General features: G+C 37.2%; 22 protein-coding genes. 8 read left to right on the top strand and 14 right to left on the bottom strand.

Annotated features, from left to right (window positions below; translation table 11 throughout):
- Nucleotides 1-307 precede the first annotated feature (307 nt).
- The 3 genes from AC04QZ_RS20230 (at nt 308) to can (ending at nt 3036) form a co-directional block, all read left to right on the top strand.
- The gene (locus AC04QZ_RS20230; RefSeq protein WP_478359232.1) at nt 308-610 is read left to right on the top strand and encodes a hypothetical protein; all 303 of its coding nucleotides are present in this window, start codon (nt 308-310) and stop codon (nt 608-610) included.
- A gap of 159 nt (nt 611-769) precedes the next feature.
- Nucleotides 770-2377: a SulP family inorganic anion transporter gene (locus tag AC04QZ_RS20225; RefSeq protein WP_086547708.1), complete on the top strand. Its 1608-nt coding sequence runs from the start codon at nt 770-772 to the stop codon at nt 2375-2377.
- A 2-nt stretch (nt 2378-2379) separates the two neighbouring features.
- Nucleotides 2380-3036, top strand: coding sequence for a carbonate dehydratase (gene can / locus AC04QZ_RS20220; protein ID WP_086547707.1), 657 nt, complete (start codon nt 2380-2382; stop codon nt 3034-3036).
- A 65-nt stretch (nt 3037-3101) separates the two neighbouring features.
- On the opposite strand, the gene AC04QZ_RS20215 is transcribed toward can, so the two are convergent.
- The 7 genes from AC04QZ_RS20215 to AC04QZ_RS20185 all read right to left on the bottom strand — a co-directional run bounded on the left by AC04QZ_RS20215 (nt 3102) and on the right by AC04QZ_RS20185 (nt 10467).
- The gene (locus tag AC04QZ_RS20215; RefSeq protein WP_086547706.1) at nt 3102-3362 is read right to left on the bottom strand and encodes a hypothetical protein; all 261 of its coding nucleotides are present in this window, start codon (nt 3360-3362) and stop codon (nt 3102-3104) included.
- A gap of 95 nt (nt 3363-3457) precedes the next feature.
- Nucleotides 3458-4966 (bottom strand): sulfatase family protein, encoded by a 1509-nt coding sequence (locus AC04QZ_RS20210; RefSeq protein WP_478359231.1) that lies wholly within the window; start codon nt 4964-4966, stop codon nt 3458-3460.
- Nucleotides 4967-5094: 128 nt separating this feature from the next.
- Complete coding sequence (gene pruA, locus AC04QZ_RS20205; RefSeq protein ID WP_478359230.1) at nt 5095-6729, bottom strand: L-glutamate gamma-semialdehyde dehydrogenase; 1635 nt, start codon at nt 6727-6729, stop codon at nt 5095-5097.
- Between the two features lie 195 nt (nt 6730-6924).
- A complete protein-coding gene (locus tag AC04QZ_RS20200; RefSeq protein WP_478359229.1) occupies nt 6925-7650 on the bottom strand; it encodes a LytR/AlgR family response regulator transcription factor in 726 nt (241 codons plus the stop codon).
- On the bottom strand, nt 7647-8777 hold the full coding sequence (locus tag AC04QZ_RS20195) for a sensor histidine kinase (protein WP_478359228.1): 1131 nt from the start codon (nt 8775-8777) through the stop codon (nt 7647-7649). The genes AC04QZ_RS20200 and AC04QZ_RS20195 overlap by 4 nt, the downstream gene beginning before the upstream one ends.
- On the bottom strand, nt 8764-10203 hold the full coding sequence (locus AC04QZ_RS20190; protein WP_478359227.1) for a S41 family peptidase: 1440 nt from the start codon (nt 10201-10203) through the stop codon (nt 8764-8766). The genes AC04QZ_RS20195 and AC04QZ_RS20190 overlap by 14 nt, the downstream gene beginning before the upstream one ends.
- Nucleotides 10204-10287: 84 nt before the next feature.
- The gene (locus AC04QZ_RS20185; protein WP_478359226.1) at nt 10288-10467 is read right to left on the bottom strand and encodes a class I lanthipeptide; all 180 of its coding nucleotides are present in this window, start codon (nt 10465-10467) and stop codon (nt 10288-10290) included.
- A gap of 627 nt (nt 10468-11094) precedes the next feature.
- Here AC04QZ_RS20185 and AC04QZ_RS20180 point away from each other — a divergent pair.
- The 5 genes from AC04QZ_RS20180 (at nt 11095) to AC04QZ_RS20160 (ending at nt 15153) form a co-directional block, all read left to right on the top strand.
- On the top strand, nt 11095-11256 hold the full coding sequence (locus AC04QZ_RS20180; RefSeq protein ID WP_478359225.1) for a hypothetical protein: 162 nt from the start codon (nt 11095-11097) through the stop codon (nt 11254-11256).
- Between the two features lie 34 nt (nt 11257-11290).
- Nucleotides 11291-11440 (top strand): hypothetical protein, encoded by a 150-nt coding sequence (locus tag AC04QZ_RS20175; protein ID WP_478359224.1) that lies wholly within the window; start codon nt 11291-11293, stop codon nt 11438-11440.
- A gap of 387 nt (nt 11441-11827) precedes the next feature.
- Entirely contained in the window at nt 11828-12478 is a 651-nt protein-coding gene (locus tag AC04QZ_RS20170; protein WP_478359223.1) for a hypothetical protein, read from the top strand.
- Between the two features lie 31 nt (nt 12479-12509).
- Nucleotides 12510-13034: a peroxiredoxin family protein gene (locus AC04QZ_RS20165; RefSeq protein WP_478359222.1), complete on the top strand. Its 525-nt coding sequence runs from the start codon at nt 12510-12512 to the stop codon at nt 13032-13034.
- On the top strand, nt 13024-15153 hold the full coding sequence (locus AC04QZ_RS20160; RefSeq protein ID WP_478359221.1) for a peptidase domain-containing ABC transporter: 2130 nt from the start codon (nt 13024-13026) through the stop codon (nt 15151-15153). The genes AC04QZ_RS20165 and AC04QZ_RS20160 overlap by 11 nt, the downstream gene beginning before the upstream one ends.
- A gap of 588 nt (nt 15154-15741) precedes the next feature.
- Here AC04QZ_RS20160 and AC04QZ_RS20155 read toward each other — a convergent pair.
- Genes AC04QZ_RS20155 through AC04QZ_RS20125 form a run of 7 tightly spaced genes read right to left on the bottom strand, consistent with a single transcriptional unit; the run spans nt 15742 to nt 21099 of the window.
- Nucleotides 15742-16206 carry a 4'-phosphopantetheinyl transferase family protein gene (locus AC04QZ_RS20155; RefSeq protein WP_478359220.1) on the bottom strand — a complete coding sequence of 155 codons (465 nt, stop codon included), beginning with the start codon at nt 16204-16206 and terminating at the stop codon, nt 15742-15744.
- Nucleotides 16196-16456, bottom strand: a complete 261-nt coding sequence (locus AC04QZ_RS20150) for an acyl carrier protein (protein WP_086549411.1) — start codon at nt 16454-16456, stop codon at nt 16196-16198. The genes AC04QZ_RS20155 and AC04QZ_RS20150 overlap by 11 nt, the downstream gene beginning before the upstream one ends.
- Nucleotides 16449-17726 (bottom strand): beta-ketoacyl-[acyl-carrier-protein] synthase family protein, encoded by a 1278-nt coding sequence (locus AC04QZ_RS20145; RefSeq protein ID WP_478359219.1) that lies wholly within the window; start codon nt 17724-17726, stop codon nt 16449-16451. The genes AC04QZ_RS20150 and AC04QZ_RS20145 overlap by 8 nt, the downstream gene beginning before the upstream one ends.
- Nucleotides 17719-18159, bottom strand: coding sequence for a 3-hydroxyacyl-ACP dehydratase FabZ family protein (locus AC04QZ_RS20140; RefSeq protein ID WP_478359218.1), 441 nt, complete (start codon nt 18157-18159; stop codon nt 17719-17721). The genes AC04QZ_RS20145 and AC04QZ_RS20140 overlap by 8 nt, the downstream gene beginning before the upstream one ends.
- Before the next feature lie 46 nt (nt 18160-18205).
- Nucleotides 18206-19258: a type III polyketide synthase gene (locus tag AC04QZ_RS20135; RefSeq protein ID WP_478359217.1), complete on the bottom strand. Its 1053-nt coding sequence runs from the start codon at nt 19256-19258 to the stop codon at nt 18206-18208.
- Nucleotides 19255-19968 carry a methyltransferase domain-containing protein gene (locus tag AC04QZ_RS20130; protein ID WP_478359216.1) on the bottom strand — a complete coding sequence of 238 codons (714 nt, stop codon included), beginning with the start codon at nt 19966-19968 and terminating at the stop codon, nt 19255-19257. The genes AC04QZ_RS20135 and AC04QZ_RS20130 overlap by 4 nt, the downstream gene beginning before the upstream one ends.
- A complete protein-coding gene (locus tag AC04QZ_RS20125) occupies nt 19969-21099 on the bottom strand; it encodes an NAD(P)/FAD-dependent oxidoreductase (protein WP_478359215.1) in 1131 nt (376 codons plus the stop codon).
- Between the last annotated feature and the right edge of the window lie 22 nt (nt 21100-21121).

The raw sequence follows: 21121 nt of genomic DNA, 5'->3' as shown, positions 1-21121 counted from the left end.
GATGCTAATTTAGTGCCGATTTATCGGTAAAGGATCGGAAGCTCTTCCCGGCAATCAGGTTTATTTAACTGAGGCTGTTGCAGGAAACCCCGGCTTTTTATAACCGGAATCAAGTCTTTCCAAAACCTTTAAACGTTGAGTTTTTTATGCGGAATGCAATCGCCTATCTGTTATATTACATTTTTTTTACAGCTTAAAGCATTGAAAAACCAATAATCCGTTTATTTTTGTAACGATAAGTATTAAAACAACATTAGAATTTTAGATGTTTTTAAGGAAATACAAGTATTTAATCGTTGCCTCATTCATGTTCATCTTCATGGCGAAGATGGGTATATCTGGTGCGCCGGTATTTTGTACAAGTATTGACAAGGAAATCATGAACGCCGTAATCATGCAAATCGAGTTAGAGCATGAAGGCGGAAAAGATACCGCCAAAGACACCGCAAAGTTTACCGATTTCAAACTCATCGAGCTTAATCACCCGATCTTTTCTTACGAGTTCTCTTCAAGCCATTTCTTTTTGAAGAGCAGTTTTATAGAACATTTTAAAAGATATGTAGATCCATATCATCCTACTGTTCCAACACCGCCGCCTAACTTTATCTAGTATTTTATTATTTGGGGTAATTATTGTGCCTGCTCAATTGAATTGAGCATATCTGCTGTGTTTAAAATTTTTTACACCGTATGGTTATGCCATTCTGAATACGGTTTAAGATTTCCCCCGCGATTTATTCGTTAAAATTTACCAGATAATTATATCGTTATGCAAAAGTTTAACCCGGCCTTTTCAGGCTCGGACGTGAAGAAATATATTCTTAAAAAGAATTTAAAGAAAGATTTACCTGCAAGTATTGTAGTGTTTTTAGTGGCATTGCCATTATGTTTAGGTATTGCACTAGCCTCAGGTGCGCCATTATTTGCTGGTTTAATCACAGGTATTATTGGAGGGGTAGTGGTTGCCTCTTTTAGTGGCTCACAATTAAGCGTGAGTGGCCCTGCAGCGGGTTTAACCGTTATTGTATTAGGTGCCATCACCTCATTGGGTAGTTACCAGACCTTTTTACTGGCCGTGGTATTAGCGGGGGTATTCCAGTTGATTTTAGGTCTGGTTAAAGCCGGAACTATTGGTAATTACTTCCCATCGAGTGTAATTGAGGGGATGCTTGCAGCAATCGGACTGATTTTGATTTTAAAACAGTTGCCACATGCTTTAGGTGTTGATACCGATTTTAGTGGCGATGAAGGGTTCTTTCAACAAGATCACGAAAATACTTTTTCTGCGATTACAGCAGCAATAAGCCATTTTAGTTTGGCTGCGGTGGTTATCAGTTTATTATCGATAGCTATTCTGATCGTTTGGCCTAAGTTTCCAAAATTAGCGGTTGTACCTGCACCATTATTGGTGGTAACTTTGGGTGTGCTCGGAACTATCCTGTTTGCGGGTACCGATCACCCTTTACGTCCCGACCAGATGGTGAAAATCCCGGTAGTAAATGGTTTCGGCGAATTTTTGGGTCTATTTACGATGCCTGATTTTTCGCAGCTGGCCAATAAGAATGTATATATAATAGCTTTAACCATTGCTGTTGTAGCGAGTTTAGAAACTTTACTAAGTATTGAGGCCATTGATAAAATAGATCCGATTAAACGTGTATCGCCAACAAACCGAGAGCTAATGGCTCAGGGTTTAGGTAATATTGCCAGCGGTATGGTGGGTGGTTTACCGATGACATCGGTAATTGTGCGGAGTTCGGCCAATGTAAATGCTGGTGCCAGAACCAAAATGTCGGCTATTTTTCATGGTGGTTGGTTACTATTATCGTTGTTATTTATCCCGGGATTAATTAACATGATTCCATTATCGTGTTTAGCCGCAATTCTTTTGGTAACCGGATATAAATTAACGCGGATTAGTTTATTCAAACACATGTACCACAAAGGCTGGGATCAGTTTATTCCTTTTGTAGTTACGGTATTAGCGGTTTTATTTACCGATCTGTTAAAAGGTGTAGCCGTTGGTATGTTGGTTTCGATTTTCTATTTATTGCGTACCAATATGCGCAACCCCTTCTTTTACAGAATTACCAACGAAGGCGACAAAAAACACATCAGGATTAAACTGGCAGAGGAAGTTTCTTTCTTAAATAAAGCAGCGATACAAGTAGTTTTAACGAATATTCCTAAAGAAACAAACGTAATTATTGATGGATCTAATGCAAGGTATATAGATCCTGATGTATTGGAAACCATTTATAATTACAAACATAATGCCTATACAAAAGGTATTATTGTAATGCTGGAGAACATCCAAAAACATTATACAGTACCAAAATTAAATATAAAAGTAGAAGAAGATATAAACAAGTCATAAATATGTGCGCAAAAACAATAGATACGAAAGATATAACATACGATAGTCTGTTACAAGGGAATAAGGATTGGGTTAAAGATACAATCGACAGCGATCCTACCTTTTTTGATAAACTTTCTGAAGGTCAAAGTCCACCGGTATTGTGGATTGGCTGTTCTGATAGCCGTGTACCTGCAAACCAGATAACCAATACAAAACCAGGCGATATTTTTGTACATAGAAATATTGCGAATGTGGTGGTGCATACCGATATGAATTTACTATCAGTACTGGATTATTCGATTAATGTATTAAAAGTTAAACACGTTATTGTTTGTGGCCATTATGGCTGTGGCGGCGTGAAAGCTGCATTAGGCAATAAACAGGTTGGAATTATTGATAACTGGTTGAGAAACATCCGCGATGTATACCGTACTCACGAAAGTGAAATGGCGGCAATCAATGATCCTGATCAGCGTTTTGATCGTTTAGTTGAATTAAACGCCATTGAGGGTGCTGCAAATGTAACCAATACCTCAATTGTACAAAGCGCCTGGGCCAATGGTCAGGAGCTAGCTGTGCATGCCTGGGTTTATAGTTTAAAAACAGGAATCATTAAAGACCTTAAAGTAACTTGTACTGGACTTGATGATGTTGCCCCTGCATTTAAAGTAGGATAAAAACACCACAACAGGTGTTATTTTTTAGTTGTTAGGAAAAGCCCCACGATTTTAATCGGGGGCTTTTATTTTTTTGTGGTATTGGGCATGTTTCCCGCTTCGCCCTGATTGCCTTTTTCGGCATCCGTTCTGGCTTCTTCAGATCCAAAATCGCCTCTGCCAAAATTTCGGCCAAGGTTGCCTGCATCTGTTTCTACTGTGTTTTTCTTTTCTTTATCGTTACTCCGGTGGCGGGGCACCAATTGATCGGGCATATTGCTTTTATCAGCAGTGTTATCTGCTTTTTTATTACCCAGGTTTTTGTTATTATCTTTTGTGTTTTCCATGATCTTCTTTTAAGCTGCTTATATAAAACAGCAGAAAAGAAGATTGGTTTTACATCTTTAAACTGGTAGATTGAGATCAAACCAATCCATCTGCTTTATTTGGTTTTAGCTTCTTCTGTACTTAATAAGGCTTCCAGTTCTTTTACCTTTTCAGGATATTTTAGGGCAAGATTGTTTTTTTCGCCCAAATCATCTGTCAGGTTGTACAGTTGCACCGTAGGCAGGTTTCCGCTATCGGTATGGGTAAGCTTATAAAAAGCTTCTCCTTTTGATGGCCTGATGTATTTCCAGTTATCCTTAACAATTGCCAGTTGATTACTCTGTTCAATAAAGAAGTCACGACCTTTTTGGTCTTTCCCGGTAAAGGCGTCCCATACATTTTTACTATCAATTGCATTTTTGCTTTCTAAGTTGAAAAAACCGGCAAATGAGGCCAAGAAATCAATTTGTGAAACCAAGGCTCCGGAAACACCAGGTTTAATTTTCGCTGGCCACGAAATAATAAAAGGTTCGCGTGTACCACCTTCTAAAATGCTGTATTTTCCTCCACGTAAACTACCTGCAGGTGTATGGCCGTTTAATTTTTCGAAACCCTGGTCTTCGTAACCATCCATAATTACAGGACCGTTATCGCTGCTGAAAATGATCATCGTATTTTTATCAAGACCAAGGTATTTAAGTTGTTTGGTGATTTCTCCAACTGCCCAATCGAGTTGTAAAATTACATCGCCGCGATTGCCCAGCTCGCTTTTACCTTTAAACATGGTTGCAGCCAGACGTGGTACATGCGGTTCGGTTAGGGCATAGTACAGGAAAAATGGCTCTTGTTTATGATCTTCGATAAAATTTTTCGCTTTGGTTAAAAAGGTAAACGGAAGTTCCTCATCCGTCCAGCGGGCAAGCTTGCCCCCCTGCATATAACCAATGCGGCCAATGCCGTTTACAATGGTCTGGTTGTGCCCGTGATTGGCTTCAGCAGGCATTTTTAACAGTTCAGGATGGTCTTTCCCTGTCGGATCTGTACCGATTGGATTTTTATAATCAACTGCAATCGGATCTTTTGGATCTAAACCCACTACCAATTGATTTTCCATAAAAACAGTTGGCACCCTGTCGGCTGTAGCCGGGAAAATAAACGAATAATCGAAACCTACTTCTTTTGGTCCGGGTTTTACTTCTTTATTCCAATCCTTTTCTACTGCGTTGCCCAAACCCAGGTGCCATTTGCCAACAAGTCCTGTTTTATAGCCGGCTTGCTGAAAAATTGAGGGAAGAGCGGTATTGTCTGTCGGGATAATCAATGCGGCATCGCCCGGCAAAACACCTGTTCCTTTTTTACGCCATGCATATCTTCCCGTCATTAAGGAATAGCGTGAAGGTGTACAGGTAGAAGCGGTAGCATGACCATTGGTAAACCGTAGTCCTTGCTTTGCCAGTGCATCTATATTTGGGGTGTTGATTTTTGTTGCGCCATAACAGCTGAGGTCGCCATAACCCAAATCGTCGGCGTAGATGATAATTACGTTAGGTTTCTTCTGTGCGGTAGCGTAAAAGTTAAAGCTGGCCATTACGACAAGCAGGGATAATAAAAATTTGTGGTTCATGGTTAGAAAAAGGATAGTGTTTGATCAATTTAAGCGATACAATCGCTGTTCTCTTCAATCCCCGTTACACACGAGGATTATGCATATAAAAAAGGCCAAACAATAATGCCTGGCCTTGTATGTAAATATTAATCTTCTGCTAAGAACGGATAACGGTAATCAGTTGGAGGATTAAAAGTTTCTTTAATGGTACGTGGAGAAACCCAACGCAATAAATTGATCATTGCTCCGGCTTTATCATTCGTGCCTGACCCTCTTGCCCCGCCAAATGGTTGTTGCCCAACTACAGCACCTGTACATTTATCGTTAATGTAAAAATTACCGGCTGAGTTGCGTAAGGCGTAACTGGCTTTTTCAATCGCATATCTGTCTTGTGATAAAATAGCCCCTGTTAATGCATAAGGTGAAGTGGTGTCGATTATTTCTAAAACCTGGTCAAACTCTTGATCTTCGTATACGTATACAGATAACACCGGACCAAAAAGCTCCTCACACATGGTGGTATATTTCGGATCGTCTACTACCAGGATAGTAGGTTCGATAAAATAACCTTTGCTCTTATCGTAGTTGCCACCTGCAATTACTTCTACACCCTTATCTTTTTTAGCCTGATCGATATATTTAGCCAATTTATCGAAAGAACGCTCGTCAATTACCGCATTAATAAAGTTGCTGAAATCTTCGGTTCCGCCCATTTTAAATGAAGCTAAATCTCTGATCATTAATTTTTTAACCTCAGGCCACAGGCTTTTCGGAATATAGGTACGGCTAGCTGCAGAACATTTTTGTCCCTGATATTCGAACGCGCCCCTAACAATTGCAGTAGCTGAAGCAGCCACGTCTGCACTAGGGTGAACCAGGATAAAATCTTTACCACCAGTTTCGCCAACTATGCGTGGATATGATTTGTATTTATGGATGTTTGTTCCGATGGTTTTCCAAATTTCCTGAAAAACTTTCGTTGAGCCTGTAAAGTGAATACCGGCAAAATCAGCATGATTAAAAACCACATCGCCAACTTCAGGGCCATCAGCAAAAATAAGGTTAATTACACCGTCTGGTAAACCCGCTTCGCGGAAGATCTGCATAATTACATTAGCCGCATAAACCTGGGTATCTGCAGGTTTCCACACCACCACATTACCCATCATGGCTACACAAGCAGGTAAATTACCAGCAATTGCGGTAAAGTTGAAAGGTGTTAAAGCAAATATAAAACCCTCTAAAGGACGTTGTTCTGTTCTGTTCCACATGCCATTAGGCGATACCGGTGGTTGTTGGCCATAAATATCCTGCATATAACTTACATTAAAACGCAAGAAATCAACCAGCTCGCAAGCGGCATCAATTTCAGCCTGATAGGCATTTTTACTTTGCCCAAGCATGGTTGCTGCATTAATTTGGTAGCGGTATTTTGTGGCAATCAAACCAGCAGCTTTCATAAAAATGGCAGCTCTATGTTCCCAGGCTAAAGCTTCCCAATCAGCCTTGGCGGCCAAAGCAGCATCTATGGCTTGTTTTACATGGCTTTTATCGCCATAACTAAAGGTAGCCAATACATGTTGATGATCGTGTGGAGCGACTACTTTCTTTTTATTTTTAGTATGTACCTCTTGTCCGCCAATAAACATCGGAATATCCAATTGTTTAGAACGCGCATCAGCAATAGCCTCTTTTAAAAGCGACCGTTCTTTTGTGCCTGGCGCATAGCTATTAATGGGCTCGTTAACCGGGGTAGGTACGTTAAAAAATCCTTTAAGCATATTTTATTTTTTATGATTTGGGCAAAGATAACGCTTTTTGGAATAGCCAATTCTATTATTCTGTAAAGAAAATAGGGCAAACGTTTGACTGTGCAACTGAATGATTAGCCGGGTTAATTAAAGGGGGATTTCGGTTAAAATTCGCCTAACCTAAATATGAGTTAACGGGTTTGCTGGCTTAAACAGCATACTCATTTACAGCAGCAGTTTTTGCTTCATCATATCAAGAAAATCTTTACGGTAAGTTTCGCCTATCAATATTTCTGCTGAAATACCTTTTAAAATGATCCTGTTTCCATCTATTGAAGTGATTTTGTTCAGTGCTACGATGAACGATTTCTGCACCCGGATAAATTGCGCTTTGGGCAATCTTTCCTCTACATCCTTCATGGTTAAGAGTGCAAGCGTTCTAATCCCGTTATGGTGAAAAGCGATATAGTTTTTCATGCCTTCAACAAAATCGATTTCGGCAATATTAATTTTAAGCATTTTACCTTTAGCTTCCGTTTTAACCATAAAATAATCATCATCCTGCTGGTTAACCGCTATATTGGCTTTTTTGCTGTTGATTATCTTTTGTGCTTTATTTATGGCTTGTAAAAAACGAGGCAGCGGGATAGGTTTAACTAAATAATCAACCACATCGAGGTCAAAACCAGCGGTAGCAAACTCCTTATAGGCGGTAGTCAGGATCACCTGCACATCTTTGTTGTTCATTGTTTGGATGAAATCAATTCCCGAGATCTCCGGCATATGGATATCCAAAAAAATGAGTTCTACCGGGTTGCTGCTTAAAAAGCTCAATGCATCAATCGGATTGGTAAATGTTGCAGTAATCTGTATTGCTGCAACAGATTTCAGGTAATGTTGTATTACTTCAATGGCATGGTCTTCGTCATCAACAATAATGCAGTTAATCATGAGGTATATGGTTGAGGTTTAATCGGCGGTAACTTGAAATGTTCTAAAAAGCCCAAATTATCAAATGAACTTGGTTTTTCCTGATGATCGGTAATCTTATTGTATGGTAAAGTTAATTCAAGACTATAATCAAATTCGGTTTCGTTAATATTTAAGGCAAAGCCTTTGTTGTAATGATTGGTAAGGCGTTTTTTTATGTTTTCCATACCTATTCCACTCGAGAGTTCTTTAGGCCCGTTTTTCTTTTTGTTCCAGGTGCTGAGATGGATATTATGGTCGATTTCATTAATACTTAGCAATATTTTAACTGGATGCATATTTTCTGTACAGTTACCATGTTTTAAAATATTCTCTACAATGGTAATTAGAATTAACGGAATCAGTCTTACATGATCGGTATTTCCATTCACTTTAAAATCGATCTGCAACTTGTTGTTGAAACGAAGCTGATTAATTTTAATTACGTTTTTAATGTGATCAATTTCCTCGTCTATTAAGGTCATCCGGTCGTCTTTATCTATTTCTAAAGAGTAGCGCATGATTTCACTAAGCGTCATGATGCCATTGGCCAGTTCTTCTGATAAGGGTAAGGATTTTGCAAAAAAGAAATTAAGGGTGTTGTTTAAAAAGTGAGGATTAATCTGTGCACGGAGAAAAGCATATTCTGCCTCATGTTTTTCTTTTTCGATAAGGCGTAGTTTTCGTTCACGCTTAACATTTTCGTTTGCATAGTAATAGCCAAAACCTATTAAGGCGTATGTTACAAATATCCATAATACTGTAATTCCAAAATGGATGAAATCAAATGACCTTGGGGCTGGGCCATTTGCATTAATAAGTGGCCTAATATGATATGCAGTGATATACCAATTGAGATATGATAACCAAAAAATAGAAATACCTCCTAAAATTAAAAATAGAATTTTTGGTGGATTAGCATACTTTTGGCAGAGTAAAATGCATAAATAAACCGTTACAATATTAGGTTCTTGTGTGAAAAAAACATCGCCAATGCTAAACACGTAATGTTTAGGATCAAGGCCATATTCGATTAAATTAGCCAAAAACATGTAAGATGTCCAGAAAAGAATATGATATATTATGATTTTATATTTATTCCTTGCCATTAGCTAATTCCTTATAGTTAGTTACAAATTTTACCCAGTCAGTTACATTTTCTGGTATTTCTATTTCAGGCTTAATCCCAATGTTATCTAAAGGTCGCTTAATGCTATGTAATGATTTACTAGCCGGATATACTACTGTTAGAAAAGTGCATGGTAAAGTTAACTTTACAGTTTCCCCATAGTCTACTATGCCAGCTGTATTTTTACCAAATAAGGTTACTTTTTTGCTCTGTTCTGCCCTTAAAATAAATAACTCACCACTACTTGCAGTACCACCATTGATTAGAATTGAAATGCGTTCTGGATTTTTTAGGGTATTTGAGTACTTTATTGTACGAGGCTTATAGAGTTGGTACAATTCTCCCAGGTGTGCTCTTAATTTTTTAGCATTTTCTTTTAATTCCTGACGATCTTTTTCTGTTGCAAATGGATATTCTTTCTCATAACTGTTACGGATGTTATCTTCTGTTGCCAGCACGATTCCTCCATCTATTTTTATTGGGTTAGTATAAAGGTAAGGTAAGAGATTTTCAAAACTACCAGTTGTTCCTCCAGAGTTGTCTCGAACATCAATAATTAGGTGCTTGGTATTATTAATTATAACCTTATTTCTATCTATTAAACTATCTATTTCGCGTTTGTATTTAGTATTAAAAGAGGGAAGTGTAAGCAGTGCTGTTTCTTCATCAATTTTAACAAATTTTGTCGTCGAATTTCTTTGATAAGCAGCTGGTTTTATTCCTGCTGGTTTATAATCGCCTTTATGCCACTTCCCGAAAAAACCAAAATCTATCGTTTCCCCAGTTTTAGTTAAGGTTGGAAAAACGATAGAGTGGTCGCCAGCACCAAAATAAACAGTTTTATAGCTATTACCAATTTTAGCAATCCTAAATTTTACCTGTTGAGGCAACCATCTTAACCCATCTGATTTTATGATGAAGCCAATAAATTCTTGATCTTTTTTTATTTGATCTCTTACAATACCAATTTTATAAGTGTTATTTTCATGATTCCATATACCTTCTAAACTGTCTACTTTGTCAATATTTTTTTGTAAATAAGCATTTAAAGAAACTTCTGACCACTGGGTTTTTTCAACATCCTGAAAAAATAATTTTATTGAATCAGTTGACAGTTTGTCGAAATTTAATCCAAAATCGATGTGTTTATCTTTGAAAAAGGCAAGCCACTCTCTTGATAAGCTCATGCATCTATAAGCGTCAGAAACTGCAGCTATTTTTTGTAAGCTATCAGTGAATTTTTGGAATCGGTCACTATTGGAGACGTTTACCTTATCCGAATATCCTACATAGTTTTTTTTTATTTTTTCAGTTAGTTGACGGAAATTCTCACCACAGCTACAACTTTGTGCTTTTAATGAAAAATTGATAATAAAGAAAAATGTGACAAGATATATGTATTTCATCTAATAGAATAGCTCAAAGTTATTAGTTTAGGATATCTAAACTAATAAACTTATTGATTATGATATGTAGTTAATATTAAATTTTTAACTAAATGTATTATTTAGGGTTTGCGCTCCACAATCAGGTGTGCCCGAATGATCGCTCGGATTAACATAATTATTCCTACCTCCAATAATTTTCTTCATCTGATCTTTGTCTAAAATAGTAATGGCTGTTTTCTTAAAGATAAATTGGATACGTTTTTCTAATTTTTTAGGTTTCATAAGATATATTTTAAATGTTTATAGATGTATGGCGGTAAATTATAATTTAGGATGAACCTGGTAAAAAAAAATACACCAAATGGTCTTTTGTCTGTACCAAACCAATGGATTGTATGGTTTAAATAGTGAATCGTTATTTAGCTTTATACTTCCTTACAAAATCAATCCAATCGGTAATATGGTCTGCCATTTTATGGATGAGACGTAAAGAACCAACATAATTTTTAAAATTCTTTCTGTTAAGCATTGAAATCATCGCTAGAGTTTCAGTTCTGCACTTATAAATTATAGAATGGACATAAGCATAATAAATAGAGGATAATTTTTCATCGTTTTCAATTACAATTATAGTCGATATTTATACTTAAAAGATGAACTATTTTAAAATACATATTTGTCTTATTTTCTGTGTAGATAAAGATTTGGATTAGCGCCAGTTTTATTCAATGTTGTAATTTTTGGTAGTGTAATGATGGTATAATCCCATTTTGTCCTTATAAAAAGCCTTTTAGTGTATCTTTTTTTTTGGTTGAAATTTAATATCCAATACTTGTTTCATGTTAGGCCAACATAGGCGGAATCTGAAAAGCCTTAATGAGTAAGAACCAAAAATTTAAATTAAACGAAATGAAAAAATTAGAATTAAAAAAAATGGAAGGTACCCAAGGTGGTAGCGTAAAACATTGTAACCTTACCGCCGCTGGTCTTGGATTAGGTGCCTTTCTTTTCCCTCCGTTAGGTGGAACCGCAGCATTATTTGCTATTGGTTGCGCTTTGTACGATTTATAAAATTAGAAGTTTAAACAGTTATAAAATTAAAGTTATGAAAAAGTTAAGTTTATCAGATTTAGAAAAAATAAATGCCTCTGGCGCTAAAGAATGTTGGGGTACAGCGGCTTACTATGCCATAAGTTTACCTATGTCTGGCATTGGATTAGTTTTGGGAGCTTCTTGTTGGGTAGCCTCTCTTTAATTGTAAATGTTATGAAAAAAATATCTTTAAATAAAACTATAATACTGAACATCTTATTCTTGCCGTTACTCACAATGGCATACTACTTTGGGTATTTTTCTAATATATTTCTCAGTATTGCAATAGTAGTTTGCATGGTCGTATTAATTGTAGATAAAAATAGTGCTAACACAAGGGTTAAAGATATTAATTTTTGTGCACTATGTAGTTTCACAATGTTTTCTCTAGGATTTTTTTTGTATAAAATATAAACATTTATCAGTTCCAGAGAGCCTCTAAAAGGAACTCTGGAACTTTTACATATGCTTTTGATGTATTGTTATGTAGTCTACATGATCGTATACCAACCTTGCAGATGTCACATTAACCTTCTTATATTTTAAAATTATGCTCAAAGAAAAACTATCATGTTGGAGTTTGTTGTTTGTAATGGCAACTACTAGTATTTTAATAACTTATTGTTTTAGCCATTACTTATTTACCCGAGATATTTATTATAATAGTTTTCAAAATCAGCTGGAAAATACTCGAATAGATGAGCTGTTTGATTTTCAGGCAAAGTATAATTGGATAGGATTTTTATTTATACCAGCTTGGTTATTAATTAAAAATTTTCTAGTGGCACTTTGTTTACAAATAGGTTTATTGCTAAATAACTCAAAACTGAAATTTGGCAGAACGTTTAAAATAGCTTTAACAGCCGAATTTGTTTTTTTACTGCCACAGATTATAAAATTATGCTGGTTCTTATTGGCCAAAACAGATTATACACTTACAGAGGTGCAACAATTTTACCCCCTTTCGGCATTAAACCTATTCAAGCCAGAAAATTTATCCGCATTGTTAATTTATCCGTTTCAAACTTTTAACGTATTTGAAATTGTATACTGGATAATGTTAGCAAGCGGCATTAAACAAGCATTAAATGCCGATATTAATCAAGGTATTCGAGTAGTGTTTTCTGGCTATATTCCTGCATTAGTTTTGTGGGTAGTTTGCGTAATGTTTATCACCATTTCGCTAAGCCCTGTGGTTTAACATTAAGCTTTATCGCTTAATCAAACAATTTATGAAAAAGAAAATAATTGTAGTATTGGGCATTTTAGCCCTTTGCCTAACTGGGCTATTGACCTTTAAAACTGTACAGAAATATAAAAAGAAAAAGGCTGTTGCTATTAGAAAACAAACGTTGCCAGCATTTCAGTTTTACAATCAGGATCTCAAGCAATTTAATGCCAGGCAATTAAAGATGGATATACCAGTTTGCATTTTCTATTACAATGCCGAATGCGATCATTGCCAGTATGAAGCAACAGAAATAAGAAAGCATATCGAAGCTTTTAAAAATATTCAGGTTATAATGGTTTCTACGAATACGCCTAAAGAAACAACACAATTTGTAAATGAATATCAATTAAAAGAGTATGGGTTTATTACCTGGCTTTACGATAAAGATTATAGTTTTTACAAATGGTTCGGACAATCGGTTACCCCTTCTGTTTATATCTATAATAAACAACACAAATTAATGAAAGAGTATACTGGAGAGGTAAAAATATCAGCAGTACTTCAATATTTAAAAGATGATAACTAAAGCAAAAAAAACGCTTGTTCTGCAAAAAGACAGCAGCGATTGTGGAGTGGCCTGTTTACTTTCGGCAATACAGTATTTTAACGGGAGCAGCAATTTAGAACATTTAAGAAGACTAAGCGGTACTGATGGTAATGGTACCACCTTATTAGGCCTGTGCGAAGGTGCCGAAAAATCGGGAATAGTTGCAGAAGCGTTTGAGGCTGAGTTGGAGCACTTAAGGGCATTAAATGAACTGTGCTTACTCCACGTTAAACTAGAAAACGAACTTGAACACTTTGTGCTTTGTTATGGCTATGATGCTGATAAAAAGGTTTTTATTATTGGAGATCCTGCAAGCGGTATAGAACGCTGGAATGAAGAAACATTAGCTAAACTTTGGGTATCTAAAATACTATTAACCTTAAAACCTCTTAATGGCTTTTTATCATCGAAAACTAAAAATGGGCAGAAACGAAAATGGTTTTTGGAGATTTTAAAAGAAGATTATAATATTTTAATGACTTCGGCATTTTTAGGAATTGCCATTGCAGGTTTAGGCCTTTCTACAGCTATGTTTACGCAAAAACTGGTCGATGAAATTATTCCTAAAAACCTGTTTAATAAAATGATTATTGGTTTAATTATTTTACTAACGTTGTTAATTGCAAAATCTTTTATTGGTTTTTTAAGGCAGCTCTTTTTACTTAAACAAACTAAAGATTTTAATCAGCGTATAACAAGCAGTTTTATGGCAAAACTTTTATATTTGCCAAAGCTGTTTTTTGATACCCGTAAAACCGGTGATTTAATTTCTAGATTGAACGATACGCAACGTATTCAGCGGAGCGTAGCATTTTTAAGCGGAAGTTTTGTGATTGATTTCTTAGTTGTTATCATTTCTTCTGCTTATCTCTTCCATTATCATTATGCAATTGCTTTAACCACATTAACTGCGATTCCGTTGATGGGCTTAATTGCTTTTAAGTACAAGAAAAAAATTTTAACGCAGAACACCGAAGCAATGGCAGCTTATGCTTTTAATGAAAGTAATTATATTGATGTTATTCAAGGGATTAGTGTGGTTAAAGTGGCTAATAAAGAAAAAGATTTTATTAACCGATCAGCCAGCTATTTTTCAAATTTTCAATCTAAAAATTTTGCATTGGGGAAAACAAGTAACCAGTTTAATCTACTGGTAGAGGTATTTGCCGCGATTATTATCGTATTAATTATTGCACAGGTTTCTTATTTTACTTTACATAAGCAATTAAAAGTAGGAGAGATGATGGCTATTCTATCTATCGCGATAAGCATTATCCCATCTTGTACACGGTTGATGCTGACTAATCTGCAGATTCAGGAAGCAATTGTGGCTTTTAACAGGATGTATGAATTTGCTGAAACAGCTCCTGAAAGTGAAGGAGAGTATTTGATTGAGGAGGGGGAATGGGATTATCAATTTGAAAGTTTAGAAATAAAAGATTTGAGTTTTAGGTTTGCTGGCAGAAAACAGTTACTGAAATCAGTTAATCTCAATGTGCAAAAGGGCAAAATAACCGTCTTGTTGGGAGAAAGTGGCTGCGGAAAAAGTACACTCTTTCAGATACTTCAAAAATTTTATCTCCAAGAAAAAGGTTTCGTTTTGGTAAATGGCAAATTTGAACTAAAAAATGTTCCCACTAAAAAATGGCGTGATTTAATTGGTGTTGTGCCTCAAGAGATTAAATTGTTTAATTGTAGCCTTGTAGAAAACATTTGTTTGAGTCAGGCAGAAGATGATTTAATAGAAGTTTACAACCTCTGTAAGCTATATGGTATGGTAACTTTTTTTGATCAATTCCCTCAAGGTCTAGCTACCCGAGTTGGAGAAGAGGGGGTAAATCTTTCCGGGGGACAAAAACAAATTGTTGGCCTAATGAGAGCGCTTTTTAAAAAGCCACAATTACTGCTTTTAGACGAAGCAACTGCCTCTCTCGATCCTAAAAGGGAACAGTTTATTTTAAATCTACTTTTATCCCTTAAAAAGCATATGGGCATTTTGCTTATCACACATAAAGAAAGCACATCATTGATAGCTGATTTTAAGTATACAATTGAAGATATAGTAATTTCAAAGGAACTTGTTAATGAGCCGATATAAAGTCTTCATCCCTATAATCGGCCTTTTGGTGTATCTTTTTTTCTTAATAAACTCTAAAATTAGATTTTTGATTTTTCCCGCCTTACCACTTATTTATATAAAAGTAAGCATTAAAGGAAATGGTTTTTTGCAGTGTAATATCGGAAGAACAGAACTGCTGGCGCCTGTGGCTGGGAAAAATTACATAGATTAATTTAACTGATAATAAAAAGAAAAACGGTCAACTCCTTTTGGAAATAGACCCTACTATACCTGAAACACAAAATACCGTTTGAACAATCGCTCGCATGAATTAAAATATTTATTAAATGAGGCGCTCCTCCTCTTAAGACTGGTCGATTTAAGCAATGCCGGGTAACTTGCATTGCAAACCGGCCTGTATGTTGCAAGCTGACAACAATATGCAGAGCAATTCAAAATGGTTTAAATACCCGTGAACCATGCCGAAATGATGATTGCAAATGGTCACAATGTCATTATGGAAACGGCAATTTGATGATGAGGATTTAACTAGCTTAATGATAACCCTTTTTTCATAAGAGTTGACAACTTTTCTTGCCCCCTTGCTAATAAGTTGCAACTCTGAAATTAATATACCAAAGCCAAATACCGTCCATGGTGGCTTACGCAGCCTGGTTTAGTGCTTTTATAATCAAAAAGGTTTTCCGGAGATTGGTAAATATTTATTTTGATTTCCGCTAATTCATTGTAAACTGCCGAGGCGACCGTATGAAGGTAGCTCAGATATAAATCACTTTTAGTGAAATATGTATGCTCATCAATGTTTACCAGACCTTCTACCTGCCTGGTGCTGGTATAAATTGAACACTTTAAACTTTTAGGCGCAAAATTTCGGATACCTGTTTTACGGTTATGGATTTTATAGGCCGATTCTTTCATACTCCATAACAACCATACCATTTCATCCGGATTTTTTGCTGATGAAATGAGTAGCTGTTCGTCGGTTGTGAAAATCTTATTCAGGTAGTTTTTACGCCTCCAGTTACTTTGGATTTTTGCCAGATCCAGGTCAACGATATCGTTACCCAGCATGTGCTTCCAGCTTTTGAGCTATAATTTCGGTTGTAGCTTTTACGTTGAGCATTTTCGCCATCGAATCGTTGTCTATTTCGATGTTGAACTTCTCTTCAATATCTAAAACAATATCAACCAGGTTGGCCGAATTTATTTTTAAATCGGTTATAAAATCAGTGTTTTCGTCAATATGTGCCAGGGCTGTTACCTCTTCACTGTAAGGTTCGACAATTGTTTTTAAGGCTGCGATGATCTCTTCTTTATTCATGAGGGTATTTTTTAAAAATAATGCAGGCATTAATATCGCCAAAACCAAAACTGGCTTTAGCTAAGATATTAATTGGTTGTTGAATTAAAGTTTGTGGAATGCATTTCGCATTTATTAAAGTGCTAATTTCGGGGCTTAAATCTTCGCAGTTAATATTCGGGAAAATAAATCCCTCCGAAAGTTCAAGTATCGAAGCTACACATTCTATGCTCCCTGATGCTGCAATGCAATGGCCAATCATACCTTTTAATGAATTGATGTACGGGAACTCCTCAGATGATAATTGTAATGCTTCTTTCCAGTTTTCTATTTCGAGTGCATCTTTCGTTGTTGCGGTAAGGTGACCATTAATCACATCTATTTCACGGGCTTCAATACCCGCATTTTTTAATGCTGCCTGGATACATCGCTGTACAGCGGTAGGGTTTGGGGCAGTCATGGTGCCTAAACCCCGCTGACCACCTGAGTTGATGTGACCGCCAAGCACCTCGCCATAAATTTTGGCTTTCCTTGCCATTGCACTTTCGAGCGATTCTAATACCAGGGCGCCGGCGCCACTGCCAGGTACAAAACCACTAGCACTTGCACTCATTGGGCGGCTGCCTTTTTCGGGTTCATGGTTATGTTTAAAGGTGCAAACTTTCATGGCATCAAAACCACCCCAAATGTAAGGGCCACTGTCGCTGGTGCTCCCCGCTAACATTCTTGTGGCCTGACCTGTTTTAATTCTTTCGTAAGCCAGTAAAATACTTTCGGCTCCTGTTGCGCAGGCCGATGAATTGGTGCTTACCTGATTCCCCAAGCCTAATTTTCCGCTGATAAAAGCACTTACACCGCTGGCCATGGTTTGTATCACGACCGAACTTCCCAGTTTTTTGATTTCAAGTGCATCTATTTTATTAATGGCCCATCTAAATTTATCGATACCAGAAGTGCCCGCGCCGAAAATGGTGCCGCTATCCCAGTCGGGTTCTTCATTATTTTCGATTGTTAAACCCGCATCCTTCCAGGCATCCAGGCCAGCAATAACACCATAAATAATTCCTGTGCTATTTAGGTTTCGTAATTCAAGTGGTGTAAAATATTGGCTGATCCGGGCTTCGCTAAGTGCTGGTTTGCCTGCAATCTGGCAAGAGAAGTTTAAGGCTTCCAAATCGGGTTGATGGCGGATTCCGGAAAGTCCTTTTTTTATGGCCTCCGAAAACTCACTAATGGTTGTGGCATTGGGTGCGCATATGCCTAAACCTGTAATTACAACTCTGTTACCCATTTTCTTTCGAAATTAACATTCCGGAAATATTTCCTTTGCAAACCATTTCGCCTGCTGCATTCTCCATTTTTACCTTACAACTCAGTTTATTAAACCTGAAATATGCTTTCTCACTCGTTACGGTAACCTGTTCACCGGGATAAACTGGTTTTAAAAAATCAATAGCATTTGACGTCATGGCGATCGATACATTTTGATCAATATCTTTTAACAGGTAAATACCTAAACAAACCAATCCGATTTGTGCCATGGTTTCGGTAAGTATGACTGCAGGGGTTAGGGGATGGTTTTTAAAATGACTTTCGTAAAAGGGTAAATCCTTAGCATAAGTATAAGTGCCCTTCGCTCCATTTTCATCAATGTGCAACAATTCGTCAACGAAAAGAAAAGATTTACCATAGGGCAATCGATCTATTATTTCTTGTGTAGTCATGGCTGAAGGATGGAGTTCTTGAATAATAGCATGATTGAATGAATGGTTACCATTGTAAAAGTATGCGCTGTGCTGAAAAGCCCGGGCCGAAGCTTAACATCAGTCCTTTTTCTCCAGGCATCGGCTTTTTATCTATTATCCGTTCTAAAACATAGAGAACTGTTGCGCTGCTCATGTTTCCGTAAAGCCTTAAAACTTCTTTCGTTTCATCTATATTTTTGTTTAACTGACTAAATAGCTCTTCAACAATCTGGATAATCTTTTTTCCGCCCGGATGGAAGATCAAATGGTCGATATCATTAATCCCAAAGCCGTATTTGGCCAGAAAAGGGTGAATAATATCCGGGAAATGACTGGCAATGGTTTCCGGAACGGCCACATCCAGTACCATTTGCAATCCGGTATTGGTGAGTTTAAATCCCATCATCTCTTCTGCATCGTAAAAATGGTACATTTCTTCGGCTAAAATTTCTGGCCCGCTATCTTCTTCATTCGAACTTAACAGTACACAAGCGGCACCATCGCCAAAGATGGCGGCACTTACAATGTTGGCCATCGAAAAATCGTTTAATTGAAAAGTTGCCGTTGGCGATTCTACTGCAACAACCGCTGCGCGTTTGCCCGGATTGGCTTTCAGAAAATTCTTAGCGTAAATCATGCCCGATACCCCTGCAGCACAACCCATTTCGGTTACGGGTAAGCGAACAATATCCTGACGCAGTTTGAGCAGATTAATCAGATAAGCATCTAAGGAAGGGATCATAATGCCGGTGCAGCTTACCGTAATGATGTAGTCTAAATCCTGTGCCTGCCAATTGGCTTTCTGGAGTGCAGTTTCCAAACATTTGGCACCCAGTTTTATCCCTTCCCTTACATAAATGTTGTTTCGTTCCTCAAAGCTTAAATCACTAAAAACTTCTTCGGGCGACATAATCGAGTATCTTTTATCTACCGCGGCGCTTTCAAAAATCTTTTTTACCTTCCTGATCAAGCGATCGTCCTGGTCTTTTAACCAAATATCCAGAAATGGTAAAATCTCGGCGGTTGACCGCGAAAATTCGGGCAAGGCTTTACTTACTGCTTTTATGGTTACACTCATATCGTTTTAATTATCCATTGGTAGCGGAAAGCCCATTTCCATTTTATTGAACTCGATTTTAAGTTTAATTGTTTGCTGTATTTGAGCAAATCTGCGCTTTTAAACCCGCGTAGAATGGATATTAAACCATCCTCCCGCGACATATCATTTAAACGGAAAACATAACACAAAGCTTTAAACAGGTAATAGGCTACTGCACTTCGTTGCAGATCGTTGATCACAATACCTATGGCTGCCGATCTTTTAAAATTCTCTAGCAGATCAATAATTTCTTCATCTTTAAAATGATGTAAGGTTAAGGTACACAGCATAATGTCGCAAGGTTCTGTTTTACTTAAATCATCAAATATATCGCTACAGGCATAGGTGATATTCGGGTAGTTTTCAGATAAACTTTGCGCATGACTGATGGTGAATTTATTGGCATCTATCCCTTTTAAAATAAAATGTAAACCTTGTTTTTTAGCATAATCGGCCAAGGTGCGTAACATATCTCCATTTCCACAGCCGATATCAGTAATACGTATAACTTGATGTAATGGTTTGCCGTTGATTAAGGTTTTAACCCCATCAAGTGTAACTTTATTACCGCCAAGGAGCTGATTAATACTGGCTATTTTGTCGAGTGCATCGCGTAATACCTCACCTTCCATGGCGAAATCATCCATAATCTCGGGTGCTGTGCTTCTATATGTGGTATCTACTGGCATTTATGATGAAATCTTGATGGGTTTACCATGCGTCTGTTTAATTATTTTATGGAGCAGAAAAGGCATTTTAGTCAATGCATTCATCGCCAGACTTTCGAAATTATGGTTCCTGAGCAAAGCAGATAATATTCTTCCCGTTTTTAACCGGCTTTTAAATTCCCTGTTCCAGTGTAGGGTATAATTTTCTTCCAGTACCACACGTGAACTGATTTGTCCGCCGATTCTTTGATGCAAAAGTTCTGAAACAATTTTGGCACTGTGAATGGCCATGGCCATGCCGTTTCCACAAAGTGGATGAATTAATCCGGCAGTATCGCCAATCATTAACATATGGTTATATACAGGTTCTTTGCCCTCAAAAGAAATCTGACTGATGGTTAAAGGAACATCAAATAAACTGCTGGCATTTTCGAAAACAGCCTTCAAATACCTGTTTTTATAAAGCACATTTTCCTCGAAGGCCTGCAGGTTTTTGTGTTTTTTGAAACGCTCATAGTTCGCCAGATAACAGATGTTTAACCGGTCATTTTCAACCTTTGAAACCCCACAATAACCACCTTCAAAATTATGCAGGCTAACCAGGTTGTTCGGGAAATCGGCCTTATAATGTGCTTTAACTGCCAGATAAGGCGATCGTTTATTAATGAAACTCCGGTTTAGCTTAAGATCAATAGCCGATCTTTTTCCATAAGCACCAATAACATAAGCGGCAACAAAAGAGTTATTTGCCGTTGCTACTGTGAATTGATGATTAGCAAAGTTTATTTCTACCACGCGATCATGAATTACATTTACCTTTCTCCTGATCAGTTCGGTATACAGGTAATGATCGATGGTATACCTGCTTAAACCAAAACCGCCCAGCGGCAATTTAGTTTGTATACTTTTGCCCGAAAGAGAGGTGAAAAGCAGATCGCTGATGAGTACAGGGTGTAAATTTTCGATATCCAGGCCGAGCCAATCCAAATAGGGGAGCACCTCATTCGAAATGTATTCGCCGCACACTTTATGGTGGGGATAGGTATCTTTTTCGATCAGCGTAACATTTAAACCCAACTTATTCAGGTGAAGTGCGGCCGTTAAACCTGCCAATCCACCACCAATAATTAAAATTTCTGTTTCGGACCGCATAAGATGAGATGGAATACTAATA

The sequence above is a fragment of the Pedobacter folensis genome (assembly GCF_056490665.1).
Note: the sequence above shows the minus strand (reverse complement) of the source record. Positions and strands in the feature narration are given on the sequence as shown.

Coding starts and splice junctions, on each gene's coding strand:
- AC04QZ_RS20150 (WP_086549411.1), bottom strand. CDS start 16,456: ATGAATAAAGAAGAGATCATCGCAGCCTTAAAAACAATTGTCGAACCT.
- AC04QZ_RS20195 (WP_478359228.1), bottom strand. CDS start 8,777: ATGGCAAGGAATAAATATAAAATCATAATATATCATATTCTTTTCTGG.
- AC04QZ_RS20175 (WP_478359224.1), top strand. CDS start 11,291: ATGAAAAAGTTAAGTTTATCAGATTTAGAAAAAATAAATGCCTCTGGC.
- AC04QZ_RS20170 (WP_478359223.1), top strand. CDS start 11,828: ATGCTCAAAGAAAAACTATCATGTTGGAGTTTGTTGTTTGTAATGGCA.
- AC04QZ_RS20130 (WP_478359216.1), bottom strand. CDS start 19,968: ATGCCAGTAGATACCACATATAGAAGCACAGCACCCGAGATTATGGAT.
- AC04QZ_RS20125 (WP_478359215.1), bottom strand. CDS start 21,099: ATGCGGTCCGAAACAGAAATTTTAATTATTGGTGGTGGATTGGCAGGT.
- AC04QZ_RS20145 (WP_478359219.1), bottom strand. CDS start 17,726: ATGGGTAACAGAGTTGTAATTACAGGTTTAGGCATATGCGCACCCAAT.
- pruA (WP_478359230.1), bottom strand. CDS start 6,729: ATGCTTAAAGGATTTTTTAACGTACCTACCCCGGTTAACGAGCCCATT.
- AC04QZ_RS20230 (WP_478359232.1), top strand. CDS start 308: ATGTTCATCTTCATGGCGAAGATGGGTATATCTGGTGCGCCGGTATTT.
- AC04QZ_RS20225 (WP_086547708.1), top strand. CDS start 770: ATGCAAAAGTTTAACCCGGCCTTTTCAGGCTCGGACGTGAAGAAATAT.
- AC04QZ_RS20180 (WP_478359225.1), top strand. CDS start 11,095: ATGAAAAAATTAGAATTAAAAAAAATGGAAGGTACCCAAGGTGGTAGC.
- AC04QZ_RS20210 (WP_478359231.1), bottom strand. CDS start 4,966: ATGAACCACAAATTTTTATTATCCCTGCTTGTCGTAATGGCCAGCTTT.
- AC04QZ_RS20140 (WP_478359218.1), bottom strand. CDS start 18,159: ATGACTACACAAGAAATAATAGATCGATTGCCCTATGGTAAATCTTTT.
- can (WP_086547707.1), top strand. CDS start 2,380: ATGTGCGCAAAAACAATAGATACGAAAGATATAACATACGATAGTCTG.
- AC04QZ_RS20135 (WP_478359217.1), bottom strand. CDS start 19,258: ATGAGTGTAACCATAAAAGCAGTAAGTAAAGCCTTGCCCGAATTTTCG.
- AC04QZ_RS20190 (WP_478359227.1), bottom strand. CDS start 10,203: ATGAAATACATATATCTTGTCACATTTTTCTTTATTATCAATTTTTCA.
- AC04QZ_RS20165 (WP_478359222.1), top strand. CDS start 12,510: ATGAAAAAGAAAATAATTGTAGTATTGGGCATTTTAGCCCTTTGCCTA.
- AC04QZ_RS20215 (WP_086547706.1), bottom strand. CDS start 3,362: ATGGAAAACACAAAAGATAATAACAAAAACCTGGGTAATAAAAAAGCA.
- AC04QZ_RS20155 (WP_478359220.1), bottom strand. CDS start 16,206: ATGCTGGGTAACGATATCGTTGACCTGGATCTGGCAAAAATCCAAAGT.
- AC04QZ_RS20200 (WP_478359229.1), bottom strand. CDS start 7,650: ATGATTAACTGCATTATTGTTGATGACGAAGACCATGCCATTGAAGTA.
- AC04QZ_RS20160 (WP_478359221.1), top strand. CDS start 13,024: ATGATAACTAAAGCAAAAAAAACGCTTGTTCTGCAAAAAGACAGCAGC.
- AC04QZ_RS20185 (WP_478359226.1), bottom strand. CDS start 10,467: ATGAAACCTAAAAAATTAGAAAAACGTATCCAATTTATCTTTAAGAAA.